The 18,911-nt window shown below is 72.3% G+C and carries 15 protein-coding genes; 4 read left to right on the top strand and 11 right to left on the bottom strand.

Annotated features, from left to right (window positions below; all coding sequences use genetic code 11):
* The first annotated feature begins 59 nt into the window (after positions 1-59).
* Positions 60-1,148 (top strand): peptidoglycan recognition protein family protein, encoded by a 1,089-nt coding sequence (locus Vau01_RS23095; protein ID WP_203996243.1) that lies wholly within the window; start codon positions 60-62, stop codon positions 1,146-1,148.
* Positions 1,149-1,162: 14 nt separating this feature from the next.
* Here the strand turns inward: Vau01_RS23095 and Vau01_RS23090 are convergent, their stop codons facing one another.
* Positions 1,163-2,968, bottom strand: a complete 1,806-nt coding sequence (locus Vau01_RS23090) for an ABC transporter substrate-binding protein (RefSeq protein ID WP_203996240.1) — start codon at positions 2,966-2,968, stop codon at positions 1,163-1,165.
* 136 nt (positions 2,969-3,104) lie between these two features.
* On the opposite strand from Vau01_RS23090, the gene Vau01_RS23085 reads away from it, so the two are divergent.
* Positions 3,105-4,670 (top strand): hypothetical protein, encoded by a 1,566-nt coding sequence (locus tag Vau01_RS23085; RefSeq protein ID WP_203996239.1) that lies wholly within the window; start codon positions 3,105-3,107, stop codon positions 4,668-4,670.
* A 9-nt stretch (positions 4,671-4,679) separates the two neighbouring features.
* Here the strand turns inward: Vau01_RS23085 and Vau01_RS23080 are convergent, their stop codons facing one another.
* From Vau01_RS23080 to Vau01_RS23070, 3 genes are all read right to left on the bottom strand, one after another.
* The gene (locus tag Vau01_RS23080) at positions 4,680-5,288 is read right to left on the bottom strand and encodes a hypothetical protein (protein WP_203996238.1); all 609 of its coding nucleotides are present in this window, start codon (positions 5,286-5,288) and stop codon (positions 4,680-4,682) included.
* Positions 5,289-5,366: 78 nt separating this feature from the next.
* Positions 5,367-5,924, bottom strand: a complete 558-nt coding sequence (locus Vau01_RS23075; protein ID WP_203996237.1) for a hypothetical protein — start codon at positions 5,922-5,924, stop codon at positions 5,367-5,369.
* Positions 5,921-6,820, bottom strand: coding sequence for a LysR family transcriptional regulator (locus tag Vau01_RS23070; RefSeq protein WP_203996236.1), 900 nt, complete (start codon positions 6,818-6,820; stop codon positions 5,921-5,923). The genes Vau01_RS23075 and Vau01_RS23070 overlap by 4 nt, the downstream gene beginning before the upstream one ends.
* 73 nt (positions 6,821-6,893) lie before the next feature.
* Here Vau01_RS23070 and Vau01_RS23065 point away from each other — a divergent pair, with 73 nt between their 5' ends.
* Both Vau01_RS23065 and Vau01_RS23060 read left to right on the top strand, forming a co-directional pair.
* Entirely contained in the window at positions 6,894-8,372 is a 1,479-nt protein-coding gene (locus Vau01_RS23065) for a pyridoxal phosphate-dependent decarboxylase family protein (protein ID WP_203996234.1), read from the top strand.
* 177 nt (positions 8,373-8,549) lie between these two features.
* Positions 8,550-9,152 carry a response regulator transcription factor gene (locus tag Vau01_RS23060; protein WP_203996232.1) on the top strand — a complete coding sequence of 201 codons (603 nt, stop codon included), beginning with the start codon at positions 8,550-8,552 and terminating at the stop codon, positions 9,150-9,152.
* A gap of 46 nt (positions 9,153-9,198) precedes the next feature.
* Here Vau01_RS23060 and Vau01_RS23055 read toward each other — a convergent pair whose 3' ends face one another.
* From Vau01_RS23055 to Vau01_RS23025, 7 genes are all read right to left on the bottom strand, one after another.
* Positions 9,199-10,974, bottom strand: coding sequence for an ATP-binding cassette domain-containing protein (locus Vau01_RS23055; RefSeq protein ID WP_203996231.1), 1,776 nt, complete (start codon positions 10,972-10,974; stop codon positions 9,199-9,201).
* Positions 10,971-12,650: an ABC transporter ATP-binding protein gene (locus Vau01_RS23050; protein ID WP_203996229.1), complete on the bottom strand. Its 1,680-nt coding sequence runs from the start codon at positions 12,648-12,650 to the stop codon at positions 10,971-10,973. Before Vau01_RS23050 ends, Vau01_RS23055 begins: the two co-directional genes overlap by 4 nt.
* Positions 12,647-14,722 (bottom strand): prolyl oligopeptidase family serine peptidase, encoded by a 2,076-nt coding sequence (locus Vau01_RS23045; protein WP_203996227.1) that lies wholly within the window; start codon positions 14,720-14,722, stop codon positions 12,647-12,649. Before Vau01_RS23045 ends, Vau01_RS23050 begins: the two co-directional genes overlap by 4 nt.
* 165 nt (positions 14,723-14,887) lie before the next feature.
* Positions 14,888-15,016 (bottom strand): SapB/AmfS family lanthipeptide, encoded by a 129-nt coding sequence (locus tag Vau01_RS23040; RefSeq protein WP_203996226.1) that lies wholly within the window; start codon positions 15,014-15,016, stop codon positions 14,888-14,890.
* 79 nt (positions 15,017-15,095) lie between these two features.
* Positions 15,096-15,224, bottom strand: coding sequence for a SapB/AmfS family lanthipeptide (locus tag Vau01_RS23035; protein WP_203996222.1), 129 nt, complete (start codon positions 15,222-15,224; stop codon positions 15,096-15,098).
* Positions 15,225-15,230: 6 nt separating this feature from the next.
* The gene (lanKC, locus tag Vau01_RS23030) at positions 15,231-17,861 is read right to left on the bottom strand and encodes a class III lanthionine synthetase LanKC (RefSeq protein ID WP_203996220.1); all 2,631 of its coding nucleotides are present in this window, start codon (positions 17,859-17,861) and stop codon (positions 15,231-15,233) included.
* Complete coding sequence (locus tag Vau01_RS23025) at positions 17,858-18,088, bottom strand: hypothetical protein (protein ID WP_203996215.1); 231 nt, start codon at positions 18,086-18,088, stop codon at positions 17,858-17,860. Before Vau01_RS23025 ends, lanKC begins: the two co-directional genes overlap by 4 nt.
* Between the last annotated feature and the right edge of the window lie 823 nt (positions 18,089-18,911).

Below are 18,911 nucleotides of genomic sequence, written 5' to 3'. Positions count from 1 at the left end.
GGCGATCGTGAAGTCGGGCGGGACCGCCCGTGCACGAATTGGCGAACCGAGGAGCTGCCGTGATCACCAGACGAACCGTCCTAGCCGCTGCGGGCGCCGTTGCCGCCGGCCTTCCCCTGGCGCAACCGTCCGCCGCGGCCGGGCGCGGCCCGACCGTGGGCCCGCGTGTCCTCGCCCGGCGGCGCGCGGTGTCGGCCGCCGGCGTGCGTGTGGACGCCACGGCGTTTCCGCTGAGCCACCTGACGGTGCAGTGGCGCGGGCCGGACCGCCCGGCGTTCCGGGCCCGGTTCGCGTCGGGATGGGGCGACTGGACGGCGGTCCGGTCGTGCGGCGCGGGCCGCGACGACAAGGCCGACGCGACGGGGTCGGCTCTCCTCGCGGCGCCCGGTGCCGTCGGCTACGACATCGCCTCGGCGCCGGGATCCGGGACGACAGCGGTCGTCGAGCTGAACGCGGGTACGGGGCCGATCAACCCCACCGCCGAGCCGCTGCGGGTGGCGGGCCGGGATCCGGGCGGCGTCCGGTACCTGAACCGGGCCGCCTGGCGAGCCGACGAGTCGCTGCGCTTCGGCTCGGACGGCAGCGAGACCTGGCCCGCGGAGTACTTCCCGGTGCAGACGCTGACCGTGCACCACACCGCGACGACCAACGACGATCCCGATCCCGCGGCCACGATGCGCGCGATCTACTACTACCACGCCGTGACGCTGGGCTGGGGAGACGTCGGATACCACCTGCTGATCGACGAGGCCGGGCGGGTGTACGAGGGCCGCTGGTCCGGTCCGGACCCGGTGCCGGCGCTGGGCGTCGACGTGGGACCGGACGGTCGTCCACCGATGGTCAACGCCGGTCACGTCGGCGGGTACAACGCCGGCAACATCGGCGTGGCGATCCTCGGCGACCTCACCGACCGGTTGCCCACCACGGCGGCGCGCCGGTCGCTGGCCGCCCTGCTCGCGGTGCTGGCCGGCGTCGAGCGGCTGAACCCGTCGGGGACGACCCGTTACGTCAATCCGATCAGCGGCGCGACCGCCACCGTCGACACGATCTCCGGGCACCGCGACTGGCTCGCGACCGAGTGTCCGGGCAACCGCTTTTACCCGCAGTTGCCGTCACTGCGTCGGGACGTCGCCCGCCTGCTGCGGTAGCGGGTCCACGCGGCCTATTCCCGGTCGCCCGCGGTGGCGCGCCGGCGCAGGACCACGACCACCACCAGCACGACCGCCGCCACCGCAACCGCGACCCCGAGCAGAACCGCGACCGGCGGACCCTTCGACACCGGTCGCGACGTCGCCGGGACCGCCGACCACCAGCTCCAGTAGCCATCCTGGTTGCTGTACATGCCGTTGGGCTGCGGCTGTTTGAGCATCGACGCGATGGCGTCGCCGCGGTACGCCTCCAGAACGTTCGGGTAATACAGCACGTTGACGTACGCGTCCTGGTACAGCCGCCGCTGCATCGCCTTGATCAGTTCCGACCTGGCGGTCCGGTCGTACTCGGCCAGCTGCCTCGCGTAGAGCGCGTCGTACTCGGCGTCGCACATGAAGTTGGCCCCGGGAAAGGGCTGCCCGGGTGCCGTCGGCCGGGTCCGGCAGGTCTGGATGTACAGGACGTAGTCCGGGTCCGGGTTCGTCAGCCAGCTGTCGAACACGAGGTCGTAGTTCCCCGAGGCGACCAGGTCGGCCAGCGCGCCCTCCTCGACGACGCTCGTGGTGACCCGCACACCCACTGCCGCCAACCATTCGGAGACGTACGTGGCGTTCGGCGCGTCGGCGGCCCGACGCGTCATGCCGGCCAGCCGCAGCGTGAGCGGGCGACCGTCGGCCGCCCGGCGCACCCCGTCGGCGCCACGCCGGTAGCCCGCGTCGTCGAGTAGCTGGTTGGCCCGCGCCGGGTCGTGGCCGTAGGTCGTCGCCGGGTCCGGCGTCCAGTCGTTGGCGGGAAAGATCGGTGGCAGGTAGCCCGAGCCGACCTCGGCGTGGCCGTCGAGCACCTTGCGCACGATGACCTGGGTGTCGATGGCGTGCAGAATCGCCTGACGGACGCGGCGGTCACGCAGGGCGGGATGGCCGTCGCCGAACCGCCGACCGTCGGTCGTGGTCGCGCCCGGGTTGATGTTCAGCGCGTAGAACCCCTTACCCTGGGCCTTGTTGCGGGTGATCCCGCGCTCTCCCGCCAATGCGTCGAACTGGGCGCCGGTCAGGCCGCTGACGAAATCCACCTCGCCCTTGCGCAACGCGGTGACGGCCCCATCGAGGTCGCGGTACATCCGGAACACGACCTTGTCGAACTTGGGACGACCACGCCAGTAGCGCTCGTTGGCGGACAGCTCGACGTACTGGTCCCGCCGGTACCCGGTGAGGACGAAGGGCCCGTTGCTGACGACAGGCAGGGCGGTGTCGTTGTGGAAGGTGCCGATCTCGGCCTCCCGGGCGCGCCAGACGTGCTCGGGGACGATAGGGATGTCCAGCGCCAGCATGGTGGCCTGAGGTGTCGCGAGCCGGATCACCAGTGTGGCCTCGTCCGGGGCGGTGACCTCGCGGAAGTTCGCGACGAAGTTGCCGTTGGCGGTGGCCGCGTCGGCGTTGGTCATCAGGAGCCGGTAGGTCCAGGCGATGTCGCGCGCCGTGGCCGGGCGCCCGTCGGACCAGGTCATGCCGGACCGGATGGTGAACGTCCAGGTGAGTTTGTCCGGAGACGTGGTCCAGGAGGTCGCCATGCCGCCGATCGGCGTGCTGTCGGCGGCGCTGTAGTTGGTCAGGAAGTCGTAGATCAACCGGTGCGTGCTGGTCGGCAGCACCCGCTGCGCGAGGAACGGACTCAGCGAGTCGACGGTGCCGGTGGTGGCCACGGTGACCACCCGCGGTTCGGCGGGAGCGCGGGCCGGAGCCCGGGACGCCGGCAGGAGCACGACCGCGTGGACGACGAGTGCGGCGGCGAGGCGGACAACGCGACGGCGGGCTCTCATAGGCCCCCTATTCACGGTGCGAACACGAATGCGCACCGAATGTATCGGTCACCGACGCTCCTGCCACTATCCGATTTCGGTCATGCCGGCGGGGGCACGTTGATTTGATCTCGACGATTGCCGGACCGTGGGGCGCATGGCCGCCACGAGGGCTACGCAGTACGTGGGCTGGCTGCTGCGGGTCAACCGGCGGCTGGGCGGCAACGAGGCGCTGCGTTCGGGTCGGACGTTCGCCGCCGCGTTCCGCTGCGACGGGATGGCGTCGCTCGCGCCGTCGCACATCACCCGCTGGGAGAACGGCACGCTGGCCGCCAGCCGCGCCACCATCCGCCGGTACGAGCATCTGCTGGGACTGCCGGCGGACTCGCTGGTGACGGTCCACGACGCCGTGCGGCGCTCCGAGCTGCTCGACGTCGCGACCCCGGACACCGGGCGCGGCGATCCGGACGTCGACCGGAATCAGCTGTACGAACTGCTCGACCGCGCCACCGGCGACGGGGTTCTCTCCGGCGGGGACTGGGGCCGGCTCACCGAACTGGTCGCGGCCCGCCCGCAGCTCGAGCTGTATCCGCCCCGCCTCTGGCGGGAGCTGGCCGACCGGCTGCTGGCCGAACTGGTGATCGCGGTGAACACGGCCTGGCTACAGCGGCAGGAAGCGATGAGCCGGCTGCTGGAGCACCCGGCCGCGCAGCGGCACGCCGTCGCGGCGTGCGTCGCGCTCGCGGACGACCAGACGGCGCCGGCCGTCATCGAGCCGTTGTCCCTGCTCGATGTGACGGCCCATCCGGACGCCAACCGGTACGTGCTGGACCAGCTCACCCGCCCGCACAACGAGCGGGCGATGTACGGGGCGTTGTTGGCCGCGGTGCGCAAGGTCGGCCAGGCGCATTTCCGCGACGAGGAGTGGGGCGAACTGGTTCGCTGCGTCGGTGCGGCGATGACCGACTTCGAGTTCAGCCACACGCTGCTTCCGTTGGTCGTCGACCTGGCGCACCGGTTGACGGGTGTGCCGTCACACGCCGACAAGCTCCGGCGCGCGCTGCCGGCCAGCTCGGTCGCTCGGCTGATCTGGACGGTCCGGCGGACCTCCGAACCGACCGCCGCCCGGTCGGTCAGCCGGCGTATCGCCAACCGCGCGCAGAGCCAACTGACCTGCGAGGAGCCGGGGACCGACGAGATCCTCGCGACCCTCGTCGAGGAGTCGCTGTTCCTCGCCAACCCGGACCAGCGGATGGTCGCGAGCATGTTGATCGCGGCGTCGCCATACCAGCTCCCGGTCGCCCGGGTGCTGCTCGACGAGACGAAGGCGGATCTGACCCGGCGGGGTCGGAACTATCCGACGACCGCCGCACTGCGCAATCTGACGCAGCTCAACGTCGACATCCATCGGCCGCTGATCCACCACATCCTCGCCGAACCCGGGTTCAACGCGAATATCCGGCACGATGCGGCGTGGGCCACGCCCCATATGCCCGGGCGCTACCCCGCGAAGGACTGGCTCGAGATCGTCAACACTCAGCTCGCCACCTGGCGACAGACCCGGACCGATCTCGGCGAGGGCATCATCCAGGGGCTCACCTACGGCATCGGCACGGACGGGCACCGGCAGATCCTGACCCAGATCCGCGATTCGCTCGAGATGCCCGTCTCGGCGCGCCGGACCGCGGCCTGGTTGCTGCAGAGGGACATGATCCATTCGTGACCGTCGCGGTCACGACACGCCGACTGACAGGATCTCGACGCCGACGAAATCCACGAAGTACTGGCGGACCGACTCCCACAGGACGCTGGTGCCGACCGCGACCCAGATCGTTCCGCTGGCGTCGGCGGTCACCGTGCTGGTCATGCGGTAGGGGCTCCAGCCGGCAACCTGGTCGGTGAGACCGATCTGCACGAAGTCGCGTTCGATCTCGGGATCACGGACGCCGGCCGACGCGACGACCTTCCAGTTGTTGAAGTCCGCCCGGTGTTCGCTCCAGAGCCAGAAGGTGACCGTCACCCGCACGGTGGTTCCCGGCGTCACCGCGAACTTGCGTTCCGCCCACGTCGTTCCGTCGTCCTGTCGGCCGTCGGTGAAGAAGCGGAGGCTGTAGGCGCCGTCGTGGGCCTGATCGGTCGACCGTTTGATGCTCCAGGCCGGAGCCAGGCCGTCGGTGTCGGGCACCCAGCCGCCGAAGCCGGTCTCGAAACTCTCCGGCACCGCGACTGCGGCAACCGGCACGGCGGCCGGCGGAGCCGACACGGCGGCCGTGGCCGGCGCGGACAGCACCGCACTGACGAACGCACCCAGAATGAGCATCGCGGACCTGTACCTGGACACCCGGCCTCCTCGACTCGCCGCTGCTACGGTCGGTCGAAGGCTACGAGCGGTGATTGCAGACCGATTGCACCGTGCCGTTCACACGGTCACGAGGTCCACCCTGACGGCGTCGATGTGGTGTGCCTTCTGCACTTCCCAGATCACCGACGTGCCGAGCGCCACCCGGAACCGCCCGGTGGCGTCGGTGCGGAATGTCCAGCCCGCCTGGTACGGCCGCCAGCCGGCCACGACGTCGGTGTAGCCGATCCGGGTGAAGTCGGTCTCGACCTCCGGATCGCCGGTTCCGGCGAAGCCCACCACCAGCCACCCACCCGCCGCGCCGGAGCCGGGACTCCACAACTGGAACGAGAGGTTGACCCGGACCTGCCTCATCGGCGGGCCGACGAACTGCGCCTCCACCCAGCTCGTGCCGTCGTCCTTCCGGCCGTCCATGAAGATCCGGACGCTGCGAACGCCGTCGTATGCCTGGTCGGTCGAGAGCGTGACGCTGGACGTGGGCGCCCGCCCGTCGGTGTCCGGTACCCACGGGCCGAAGCCGGCTTCGAAGCTCTCTCGGGCGATCGGCGCAGCTGACGCCGGCCCGGCGAAAGTCAGCAGGAGAACAGCCATCGCGGCAACGGAAAACACGCGCTTCATCGACACTCCGCAATCTTACCGACGTCGATGGGCAACAGGTGGGTGCGCAGTGCGTGGATCGGTGGGTTCGATGCCTCGGCCGCGCGGTAGGCCAGTGCGAGGGTGACCGGCCAGTCCGGCAGGTCGCCCACTGGGACTTCGACCAGGGTGCCGGCGGCCAGGTCGGGGGCGATGGTGACGCGCGGCAGCACGCCGACGTGCGAGCGGCGGCGGGCCAGCGCGGCCGCGGCCTCGGCCGTCGAGACGGTGTGCAGGTGATGCGCGGGAATGGGCACGGTACGCAACAGGGTGAGGAACCGTTCGGCGCCGTGGCCCCAGGCCGTCAGGGCGATCGTGGTCCGGGCGAGGTCGGCGACGGTCAGCTCGCTGTGGCCGGCGAGTGGATGGTCGGGGTGCGCGACGCAGATCATCGGGTCGGTGCGGAACGGTACGACGGCGATCGTGCTCGGGTGTGCGACGGGCACGACGATTCCGGCGTCGAGGGTTCCGTCGGTGAGCCGGTCGATGATCTCCTCGCTGTGCGCGTCGGTGCTGCTGATCGCGCGTTCGAGTGGTGCCAGCGCGGCCAGCACCACCGGGAGCAGGCCGGCTGTGAAGCTGGCGTGCATGGCTACCCGGACCGCGGGTGGCGCGTCCTCGGCCCGGACCGCGGCGACCGCCTCGTCGGCGAGCGCGAGGCAGCGCTGCGCGTAGGGAAGCAACCGCACGCCGGCCCGGGTCAGCCGCACGCCCCGGCTGCCGCGCAGGAACAACCGGACGCCGAGGTCGCGTTCCAGCCGGGCCATCCGGTCGCTGACCGTGGGTTGGCTCAGGTGCAGCCGGGCCGCGCCCTGGCCGAAGCTGCCGGCCGCCGCCACCGAGCGGAACACCCGCAGGTCCTCCAGAGACACACCCATCGGAGGATCCTATGGCCGGGCATCGGCAGCTGCCCGCTACCCGATGGTCGTGGTCGCGGCGAGGCTGGGCGGCATGGTGGAGTTCAGCGCCTCGGCCATGGCCGACGAGCACGCCGACCTCGGCGCCGCGATGACCGGAATGATCAGCGACTACGTGCGTGGCCTCGACGAGGCACCCGTGTGTCCGCCGGCGACGCCGGCAGAGTTGACCACATTGCTGGGCGCCGCGATGCCGGTCGAGGGCAGCGATCCGATGGACGTACTGGACGCGTTGCGGCGGAAGGTCGTGCCGCACGCCATGACCATCTCCAGTCCACGGTATTTCGGGCTGTTCAATCCGGCGCCGCTGCCGGTCGCGGTGTGGGTGGACGCGCTGTGCGCGGCGCTGAACCAGAACGGTGCGGCATGGCGCCAGTCGCCGTCGGTCAGCGCGCTGGAGTCGGTGGTGCTCGGGTGGCTCGGCGAGGTGATCGGCCAGCCCGAGGGCGGCTTCGGCACGTTGACCAGCGGCGGCTCGGAGGCGAACCTGATCGCGCTGAAGTGCGCCCGGGACCGGGCGGTGCGACGTGCCGCGCACGCCGGTCTCGCCGGGTCCGGTGCGCCGATCCGGGTGTACGCCTCCGAACAGGGGCACTACTCACTGCGGCGCGGCGTGGACATCCTCGGCATCGGCCGGGACAACCTGCACACCGTCGACACCGACACGTCCTTCCGGATCCGTCTCGACGAGCTGCGCGCGGCGATCGAGGCCGACCTCGCGCGCGGTCACCGTCCGGCCGCGATCGTGGGCATCGCCGGATCGACCTCGACCGGCGCGATCGACCCGCTCGACGGCCTTGCCGACCTCGCCGCCGAGTACGGCCTGTGGTACCACGTCGACGCGGCCTACGGAGGCGCGCTGGCGTTCTCGGCGATGCACGGTGCGCTCCTCCACGGGATCGAGCGGGCCGACTCGGTCACCCTCGATCCGCACAAATGGTTGTTCGTGCCGTTCTCCTGCGGCGCCCTGCTCACCCGGCACGGCAGAGCCGGCCTGCGCTCCGCGTTCGACTGCACGCCCGAGTATCTGGACGAGCGGCGCGATGACGACGACGGCGGCCTCGACTTCTTCCGCTACGGCCAGCTCGGCACGCGCCGGGGCAACGCGCTGAAACTGTCGGCCGCCCTGTCGCGGCTCGGCCGGCGCGGCTACGCCGAGATCATCGACCGGCAGGTCTCGCTGACCCGTCGCCTCGCCACCCGCCTGTCCGCCATGGCGGACTTCGAGGTGCTCGGTGCGGTGCAGACCGCGGTGTGCTGCGCGCGGTTCCTTCCCGGCCGCCTGCGCGACGCCCCCGGTCCGGTGCAGGACGAACTCCAGCAACGGCTGCAGCAGCGGATCGAACGCGGCGGTCGAGCCTGGCTGGCCACCACCGTGCTGGACGGTCGGCGGGTCCTGCGGATCAACGTCAACAGCGTGCTGACCCGCGCCGAACACATCGACGAACTCCTCGTCCTGCTCCAGGAAGAAGGCACGGCCGCACACGCGTCCGATATCGGCTTCGCAGGGTGATTGCCGGGATGCGCGTCACGCGGGAATTCCAGGACGGATGGGCGGAGCGTGGTTGGGGTACGTGCGGGCACGAAACACACTCTGGCCGAGAAATACCCCGATCACCGCCGAGGAAACGTCGTGATACACGTACTCGTCGCACAGGACACGCCCCTGTTCTGCGGTGCAATCGCAGCGTTGTTGCAGCGCGAAGCGGACATCGAGGTGATCGCGGAGGTGTCCGACCGGCGGGCTGTCGTGCGCACGGCACGTTCACGCCGTCCCGACGTGAACGTGCTCGATCTCGCGGTGCTGCGTCCCGAACCGGGCGCCACAGCCGGCACGGCGCCGGACACCGGACCCGACGCGGACCCGCTGCAGGACGCGATCAACCTGTGCCGGACGCTGCCGAACTGCCGTTCGCTCATCGTGCTCGAGAACGCCCGGTGCGACCTGCTGGCGAAAGCCGACAGAGAAGTGCTGTGCTCGGTGGGATTCGTGACCCGCAAGGCGTCCCCCGAACATCTGCTCTCGGCGGTGCGGAGCCTCGCCAACGGACATCCGGTGATCGACCCGGAACTCGTGCTGTCGGTTCTCACCGAACCGGGAAACCCGCTCACCCACCGCGAGCGGGCCGTGCTCGCGCTCGCCGCCGAGGGTGCCGGGGCGCGGGAGATCGCGAACCGGCTGTTCCTGGCGGTCGGGACCGTCCGCAACTGCCTGTCGCGCATCAACGTCAAGACCGGAGCGCGCAACCGCCTCCAGGCGATCAACCGGGCCCGCCGGGACGGATGGATCTGAGTCGATGGGGACCACCTGATCGGACGAGCCGGCCCCGGGGCATCGCTCAGTATCCTGGAGGTACCAGCGCGATCCCGGACGACCGACACCCGCCCGGGATCGTCGCTTGTTCGGGCCGGGCGTCCCAGTGGCCAAGCAGCTCCCGGTAGAGCGGCGAGGCCGCGGTCACGGCGGCGTGGTCACCGCAGGTCGCGGTGTTTCCGTCGAGAACAAGAACACGTGACGCGCGCAGCGCCGAACTGATCCGGTGCGCGATCACCACCAGCGTTCCGCCCCGGGTGGCGAACGCCTCCTCCGCCCGACGCTCCGCCGCCGGGTCGAGGTGGCAGGTCGCCTCGTCGAGCACCACCAGCGGCGCGGGCGACAGGTACGCCCGCACCAGCGCGAGGATCTGCCGCTCGCCGGCCGACAGGTCACCCGGATGCACCTCGGCACCCAGCCCACCCAGCCGGGCGACCAGCGCGTCGGCGCCCAGCGCGTCGATCGCGTCGAGCACGGCCACCGGGTGGGCGTCGGGACGCAGGTAGACGAGGTTGTCCCACACCGTCCCGGTGAAGACGTACGCCTCCTGCGGGATCAGGACCCGCCGGTCCGCCAGGTCGGCGGGGGTCAGCGCGGTCACCGGCGTCCCGTCGAGGCACACGGTGCCGGTGTCGGGGCGCAGCAGGCCGCAGAGCAGCCCGGCGAGGGTGGATTTGCCGATGCCGCTGGGGCCCACGATCGTGAGGTGGTCGCCCCGGGGCACGGTGAGCGTGAAGTCGCGCAGTACCGGTTCCGCGTGCGGTCCGTAGGCGAAGCTGAGCCCGTCCACCGAAAGGCCGTCCGCCGAAAGGCCGGGCGCCGACAACCCGGAGCCGGGCCGGGCCGGATCGCGGTGAGGCGCGGGTTCGCCGGACGCGTCCAGAATGCGGCCCAGCGTCACCACGTACCGGAGGCCGCTGCCGCCCAGGCCGGACATGAGCGTGCCCAGCACCGGGTGCAGGGCCACCAGGACGTAGGTCAGCCCGCCCAGCAGTTGCCCGGCCGTCGTGCCGCGGGCGATCAGCCACGGGCCGGCCGCGAGCAGGACGACGAGCGGCAGCCAGCCACCGACCGCGAAGCACAGGGTGCGCAACGCCGTCGCCGTGGCCAGCGCCCGCTCGGCGTCGGCCTGGGCCCGGACCGGTCCGGTCACCAGACCCGCGGCGTGCTCCTCGGTGCCGGCGGCGACCACGTCGCGGACACCGGCGAACACCGCGCCGGCGGCGGTGGCCAGCCGCTCGTCGGCGTGCACCGCGGCGCGCTGGCGGGTCGCGGCCACGCCGAGCGTCGCCACGAACAGCCCCACACCGACGACGAACGGCGGCAGCACGAGCAGCGCCACGACCGGCGCGACGCTGAGCAGGCCGGCGACCACGGCGACGACCGTCACCACGAAGCCCCGGAGGACGACGAGCAACCCCGCGTACGTGTCCCGGACGATCTCGACCTGGCGGGTGAGCCGCGCCAGCGCCCCGTCGTCCGGCCGGCCGGCCACACCGGCGCGCAACGCGCCGGTCACCACGCGGCGGACCAGGCCGTCGCGGAAGGGTTCGACGAGGTCGCCCAGCCGCCGGTACACCTGACGCGAGCCGACGGCGCCCACACCGGCCGCGAGCAGCGTGACGGCCAACCAGCCGAGCCCGACCACCGGGCGGCCGGCGAGGAACCCGGCGTCCACCGCACGGGCCACGACCAGCCCGGACACGGCCGCGGGCACCGCTTCGGGAACCGACCACGCGAGGAGGGCGCAGAGGGGACGGCGCCGCAGCGCCGCCACGCCGTACCCGATCTCGCGCCTCACGGGACACTCTCCCCCGACGGCTCGGCCGCCGCGAAGACCGCGCGGTACGCGGGCCGGCGCCAGAGCTCGGCGTGCGGACCGACCGCCCGGACGCGTCCGTCGCACAGCCACACGACGAGGTCGGCCCGGGCTGCGGTGGCCGCGCGGTGCGTGACGATCAGCCGGGTGCGGCCGCGGTGGTCGTCGGTGAGGGTGTGCCCGATCTGCATCTCGGTCACCATGTCGAGGCTGGACGTGGCGTCGTCGAGAACCAGCAGCCGGTCGGCGGGCCAGGCCCGGGCCAGCCCGAGGCGCTGGAGTTCGCCACCGGACAGCGGCACCTCCGTCAGCGGCGTGTCGTAGCCCAGCGGCAGGCGGCTGACGAACTCGTGCGCGTGCGTGGCCCGGGCCGCCGCGCGCACCCGTCGCCGGTCGACCGCCGGGCCGATCGCGTCGGCGACCGCCGTGCCCACCAGAACCGGCCGCTCGAACGCGCAGCCGACCGCGCGTCGCAGGGCGGCGTGGGACAGGTCGGTGAGGGGTGTTCCGTCGAGCCGCACCGTGCCGTGGTCGGGATCGCGAAGCCGGGCGGCGAGCCCGGCCAGCACCGACTTGCCGGCGCCGGACCGGCCCACGACCGCCACGGCCGCGCCGCCGGGCAGGTCCAGGTCGACGGCGGCGAGCAGCACCGTGTCGCCGGCACGGACCGTGACGCCGCGGAACTCCAGCCGGCCCGGGCCGTCCGGGAGATCGCGGACGCCGTACCGGACCGGCCCGACGGCGAACACCTCCCCCACCCGGCGGCTGCCGGCGCGGGCCCGGGCCAACCGGGCGAAGATCCCGGTGAGGCTGCCGAGACCCGCGCCGATGACCGCGTACTGGCCGGCCGCGAACAGCTCCCCGGCGCTGATCTGCCGGTCCACCAGGAGCAGCCCGCCGGTGGCCAGCACGCTGACGAGCACCAACGGGCCGGCCACGGTCGCCTCGGCGACCGATCGGGCCAGCACGGCCCACATCCGCCGACCCTGTGCGTGCAGGTCCGCCAGCGGTTCGAGGACCCGGTTCCGCTCGCGGTCGAGCGTGCCGGCGGCCGCGACGGTGCGCCGGCCGGACAGCGACTCGGCGAGCCGGCCGGCGATGAGGCCCTGGGTCCGCTGGTAGTCGGTGACGACCGCGGCGGTGCGCCGGGCGAAGGCCCGCAGCACGACGCCGCACAGCGCCGCTCCGGCGAGGAACGCCACGGCCAGCCGCGGGTCGATGTAGGCGAGGAGCAGCAGGCTGCCCAGCGGTGGGAGCACGGACGCGACGGCGCTCACCACCCCGACGCCCGCCTGTGCGGCCTCGGCGGCGTTGCCGGAGACCCGGCTCACCAGGTCACCGGCGCCGAACCGGCGGCTGGCGTCGGGGCTGACCGCCAGCACGTGCCGCACCAACCGTTCGCGGAGCCACGCGGTGGTTCCGGCGACGGACACGGCCGACGCGTACGTCTCGGCGAGATCGGACGCGATGCCCACGGCGATCAACCCGGCGACCAGCGCGATCCACCCGCCGCTGGGCGCACCGGCGACCAGCGCGTCGACCGTACGGCCGAGTACGGTGGGCAGCCCGAGGGTGGCGAGCGTTCCCGCGAGCGTCGCGGCGCCGAGCACGGGCAGCCACCCGCCGCCCCGTCGCGCGATCGCGCCGAACGTGGTCACGACGCGTCCCCGGCTTTCCCGGCTTCGCCGGCCAGTGTGAGGCCGGTCTGAGCGGCGGTGAACGCGAGAATGTCGGCGGCGAGACCGACCGCGCGGCCGGCGCCCCGGGCACCGTGCCCGACCCCGCCCTCCGTACGCAGCAGCACGGGAGCGGTGCGTTTCGTCGCCCATTGCAGGGCCGCGCACATCTTGCGCGCGTGCATGGGGTCCACCCGGGTGTCGCCGTCGAACACGGTGAACAGCACCGCCGGATAGCCGACGCGCTCCCGGACCCGGTGGTACGGCGAGTAGGCCAGCAGCCGGCCGAGCTGATCGGGGTCCGCGGCGGACCCGTACTCGGCCCGCCACGCCGTCCCCATGCCGGACCGCTCATAGCGCACCATGTCCAGGAGCGGGGCCGAACACACGGCGGCGGCGAACAGTTCCGGTCGTTGGGTGATCGCCGCACCGACGACCAGCCCGCCGTTGGACTCGCCGCACGCGCCGAGCAGCCCGGCCGTCGTCCACCCGGTCCGGATCAACCCCTCGGCGACGGCCACGAAGTCGTCGACGACGTTCTGCTTGCGATCGAGCCGGCCGTCGCGGTGCCAGTGCGCGCCGTGGCCGCCGCCGCCGCGCAGGTGGGCCAGCGCGAACACGCCGCCGGCCGCCACCCAGGCCAGCACGTACGCCGAGTAGGTCGGCGTGGTCGGCGCGCCGAATCCGCCGTACCCGTAGAGGATCGTCGGCCGGGGACCCGTGCCGCCCGCGCGGGAGATCACGGTCACCGGCACCGGCGTCCCGTCGGTCGAGGCGCAGGTCAGCTCGTTGGTCTCGACGGCCGGTAGGTCGGCCGTCCCCGGCGGGGCGGCCCACACGCCGGACGCGCCGGTGCGGGCGTCGACGCGGTACACGGTCGGCGGCGTCACGCTGTCGGTGTAGGTGAACCACGCCTCGTGCCCGTCCGGGCGGGCGGTCACCTGGCCGACGTGGCCGGCGCCGGGCAGCCGCACCGGCTCCCGGAGTCGGCCGTCGGCGAGATCGTGGACGGTCAGCTCGGCGGCCCCCCGGCGGATCCGCGCTATGAGGAGGACCGGGCGGTCCAGCCGCGGACCGTCGAGGACGACGAAGTCGGAGAGCGCCGCGTCCGGGTCGGCCGGGATCAGATCGCGCCAGCCGGCCGGGCGCGGGTCGGCGGCATCGGCCACGCACAGCCGGCCCTGCGGCGCGTCGAGGTTGGTCAGCACGTAGAGACGCCCGTTCCGGTCGACGTGGCCGACCGCGCGGGCGTCCGGATGACGGTGGACGAGGCGCAGACCACCGGTGGACACGTCGACGAGCCACAACTCGTTGCCGCTCGCGGAACCGACGGCGGCCGAGATCACCAGCCACCGCCCGTCGTCGCTACCGCCCAGCCCGAACCGGGTCGTCTCGTCGTGGCCGGCGCCGAACACCAGCGTGTCGCTGCCGGCGGGACTGCCGACGCGGTGCAGGTAGACCCGCCGGTGCCGGGCCGAATGCCCGGGCAGCGACCGGACGTAGAAGAAGCTCCCGCCACCGGGTTGCCACACGACGGGCGAGTACCGGCACCGGTCGATCGGACCGTCGAGCCGGCGGCCGGTGGCCACGTCGAGCACGTGCAACTCGGCCCGCTCGGCGCCGTGCCGCGACACCTGGTAGGCCACCCGCTCGCCGGTGCGGTCCGGGTGCCAGGCGTCCAGGGTGGTGAGTCCGGTCGGGTCGAGGGCCATCGGGTCGAGCAGGGTCGCCCCGGCCGCGTCGGCGATGCCGGCACCGGCCACGCGGACGACCGCGTGTTCCTGCCCGGGCCGCTGGCCCAACCAGAACCGCCGGTTCCCGCGCCAGACCGGTGCGCACACGAGCCCGACGTCGGCCAGTTCCGCGACCCGGCGGTGGAACGCCTCCCGGTCCGCCAGCCGGTCTGCGTAGGTCCGCCAGAGGTCCGCCTGCGCGTCCAGCCAGGCGCGCGTCGGTGCGGCGTCGGCGTCCTCCAGCCAGCGGTACGGATCGGGCACGAGGTGGCCGTGCAGATCGTCGACGACCGGTTCGCGTACCGCCTCCGGGTACCTCATCGCCTGCCGCCCTTCCGTGGAGCGGGTCCCGGACGGCGGTCGATACGCCGTCCGGGACCCTGGGATCACTTGCTGCGGGTGGAACCGCCGGGCCACCGCTCGGTCCCCGCCACCGACACCGTGGTGGGGCGGGCGGAATTCGGCCGTTTCACCGGTCCGCGCAGATCAGTGGCAGAGCGCCACGCTGAGGTTGCTCGGGGTCACCGAGGCACAGGTCGCCACGGTGAGGGTGCTGCCGCCACCGCCGTGCCCGCCGGTGGGAGCCTCGAGGCCCTGGAGATCCAGAAGCGCCATGATGGTCACGTCCTTCCTTGCTGAAGCCGTTACACGGATGGATGGGATGCCGGCGCCGATCGGCGTCCGACCGGGTGGATCAGTGGCAGAGCGCCACACTCAGGTTGCTCGGCGTGATCGACGCACACGTCGCCACGGTCAGGGTGCTACCGCCACCGCCGTGCCCGCCGGTGGGAGCCTCCATGCCCTGAAGGTCCAGAAGTGCCATTGCTTGTCACCTCCTTTCGCTGGCTGTCGGAACGGTCCCGCCCGTCGCGGCGGCGGCGGTCGTCGCGGTCGCGACGCCCGTCACCCCGCCCGGCGGGAAGAACGGAAGGGACACGGGGACGTCGTGCAGCGCCGTTCCCAGCGCGAACAGGACGCCGGCGGTCCCGGTGGCGAAGTCCATCGACAACCGCAGGAGCTGGTCGCCGGAGAAGGCGAGCCCACCGCCGTACGGAATCGCGTGCCAGGCCAGCCGCCGCACGTGTGCGGCCGCTTTCGTGCCCAGCCCCATGCCCACCGCGGCGAGCATGCCGGCGCGGCCGGTGAAGAGGCCGGACTGCACGTAGTAGCCGGCCGTGGTGACGCGGGCGATGGCGCGCAGCGCGTCGGCGAACGTCTCGTCGTCGCGGTGCGCCAGGTAGCGGGCGAGCACCAGCCCGATGCCGGCCGAGCCCTCGTCGAGGTACGGCAACGTCCGCCAACCCTGGTCGACCTGCAGCGTGCCGTCGCCGCCGGGGACGCACCGGCGCAGGTCCTGCCGCAGGGCGACGGCGGCCAGGTCGAGCAGCGCGGCGTCGCCGGTGTGCTCGTACGCGGTCAGGAACAGCAGGGCCGTCCCGGACGAGCCGTACATCAGACCGGCGCGGGGATGGTCGCCGCCACTGATCTCGGGGACGTCGTCCGGCCCGCCGAGCCGGTCGGCGCACCGGTCGACGATCCGGCCGGCCAACGCCGTCAGCTCCGGCTCGGCCGCGACCGCGCCGAGGTGCAGCAGGTTGAGCCCGATGCCGGCGAGGCCGGCGAACAGGCCGGACTCCAGCGCGTCCCATTGCTGCCCGCCGCACCGGGCGACGATGTCCAGGGCGTCCTGCCGGTGCCCGAGCCGGTCCAGGACGTACGCCACGCCGTGCAGACCGTCGTAGAAACCCGGATTTGCGGCGCGGGTGCGGTCCAGGGCGCGGACGCGCAACCAGTGCACGTGCTCGGGGACGATCTCCGCGCCGGTCGCCGCGAGCGCGAAGAGCACGCCGGCGGCACCGTGCGCGAGGTTGACCGCGCCGCCCGGCTCGAACTGGGCGATGTCACCGGGGAACAACCGGTCGTCGCGGTCCGGCGTCGCACCGGCCAGGATCGCGCGCCGGATCGCGGCACGGATCCGCGGCCACGCATCGGGTTCCGCGCGCAGCGGCGGAATGTCGTCGAACATCCGCACCGCGGCGTCCTGCTCCGGACCGACGCCGAGAATGGTCGCGACCGCGGCGTCCACGACCGGGTCCGGGACGGGGAACTCGGCCGTGATGAGCCGGCCGAGGTGAACCGCCTTGGCCCGGTTGAGCGGGAGCAGCACCGTCGTGTGCGGCGCGAACAGGTTCAACCGCAGGCAGGCGAGCGCGTACCGGTCCACGTCGACGCCGTGGCGGTCGGCCGGCGCCGCGAAGCCGGGGTGGGCCAGCGCCGACCGGGCCCGGTCCGCGGCCAGCGTCGACACCTCGAAGTCGATCAGCACGACCCGACCGTCGGCGGTGACCAGGATGTTGTCGGGGTGCAGGTCGCCGAAGACGACACCGCGCCGGTGCAGCGTTTCGACGGCCCGGTCGACCCGGTCGAGCATGTCGAGCGCCCACGCCGTGTACTCCGCGCGCGTGTCGGCGGTGCAGTCGGCCTTGGTCAGTGGATAGCGGTGGACCAGCATCCGCTGCAGGGGGTTGCCATCGACGAACTCCTGCACCAGGAACTCGTGGTCGCCCAGGGTGAAGTAGTCGACCAGGCGCGGCACGGCGTCCAGGCCGCGGAGCCGGTCCAGCAGATCGCGTTCGTGCCGCAGACGGGTCACCGCGTCGCGGTCGGCCACGTCGAGCCCGGCGTACGGCCGACCCTCCTTGAGCACGACCCGCTCGCCGGTACGCCGGTCGCGGCCCAGGTACACGCCGCCGCCGTTGGAGAAGTGCAGCACGCTCTCGATCTCGTAGGGCAGATCGGTGACCGTGACGGAGTTGCGGGCCGCCAGGTGCGACTCGAGGAACACGGGCAGCGTGACCCAGGGCGGCAACGTGAACGTCGGCCCACGGACGTCCGGTACCAGCCGCCCCTCCGCGTCCTGGAGGGCGAGCACCCGCTTGCCGCTGTCGGCGATGCAGTGCAACGGCACGAAGGCGCCGTAGCGGACGAAGACCGGGCCGTCGCCGTACCGGAGATCGCTGAGGATGTAGGGTCCGCGAACGTCGGCGAGCAGTGCGTCGAGGTCCTTGAGTACGAGCTCGAGCTGGTCCTCGCCGGTCGGGTAGATGGTCACGAGCTTGCCGCTGGACCCGCGGAAGGCCGACTTCGCGTTGTACGTGACCGCGACCGGTCGGCTGCGCAGGAACTTGAACGCGATACTTCGCGGAACGCAGTAGTCCCAGACCGTGCCGAGCACCCGCTCGATGTCCTCGCTCCGCGCCGACAGGTGGACCTTCCATCCCTGAACGGGCACGCCGGCGTCGCGCGGCGCGAGGTGCGTCCACGTCTCGTCGGTCTCGCGCACCCATCCGTCCGGTACCGGCCGGCCGCACTGGGCGAAATCGACGTGCTCACGGCTGCGGTCCAGCGTGTCGTAGAAGACCCGGTCGGCGAGGCAGTAGACCTCGTAGCGCTCGATCACCACAGACCTCCGTCGACGGGCTCGGCGTGCCGGCCGTTGCGCCCCGGTACCGCGCCGTCGGGTGCGCCGTCAGGTGCCGCGCCGTCGGGCAGGACGCAGAAGGCCGGCTCCCAGCGAGGGGCGCCGGAATGACGTCCGGAGTGCGCGTCGCCGCGCGGCCACAGGTCGCAGAAGGGCGAGAAGAACAGCCGGTCGGCTGTGCGTAGAACGTCTTCGTACTGGTCCACGGTCTCCCCCCTCGATTGGCTGGATTCATCGTGGGCCGGTCACCCCAGTCACGACAGACGTCAATGTCACATCACGGTTCATGACTGTCATCCGAAACTGATGACAAGAGCGTTGTTTGAACACCTGGGTCGATGGGCAACGCGCGCGTCCGAGCCTCTGGGTCAGCACACCCGCGAGCAGAAAGTTTCGCCATGCGTGTTCCACACGCCGGCGCCGATCTTGCAGTTGTGGTGCCGGGATGTGGCTGGTTTGGATGCTTTTCGTAGGCATCTCGATTGACATGCTCGTGAAGGTAAGTCCGGAAAGATCGACTTACGAGACAGGCCGACACGCGGTACTTGATTCATTTCCGATTACCGCCACCCGAGGCGACGCGCGCTCATTTCTGCGATCTTTTAATGGCGGTGTTAGGGTCGGTCCCGGCGCAGAGAGCATGGCGACGGGGGGCGCCCCACAAACGGACATCCTCGAGAAAGGTCGCCACGGAGTGGTGTGTCCGGAACCGCGACTTCGCGCCCGTCCCGCTGCATATCACGCGGGCGGAACCGAATTACGTGATCGTGCGGTCCGGCTTGTCGCTCGCGTTGCCGTCCTGATCGGTGCGGCCCTCGCGGTCTACCTGGCATTGAGCGGACTCGACGACGATGCGCGAGCAGGCCCGGCCCAGCCGCGGCCATCGACGCCACCCACAGCCGTCCCCGCAACGGTTCCCGTCGACGTCGACCAGGTGGTCGGCCCAGCAGGACCCACCCGACAGCCGACGCCGGCGGGCACTGTTCGAGCGCCGTCGGCAAACACCGCGCGCACCACTGCCCCTGCCGA

Source organism: Virgisporangium aurantiacum (assembly GCF_016863635.1).
GTDB lineage: Bacteria > Actinomycetota > Actinomycetes > Mycobacteriales > Micromonosporaceae > Virgisporangium > Virgisporangium aurantiacum.
The sequence above is the reverse complement of the archived record's forward strand: the minus strand, read 5'-3'. Positions and strand labels throughout refer to the sequence as shown.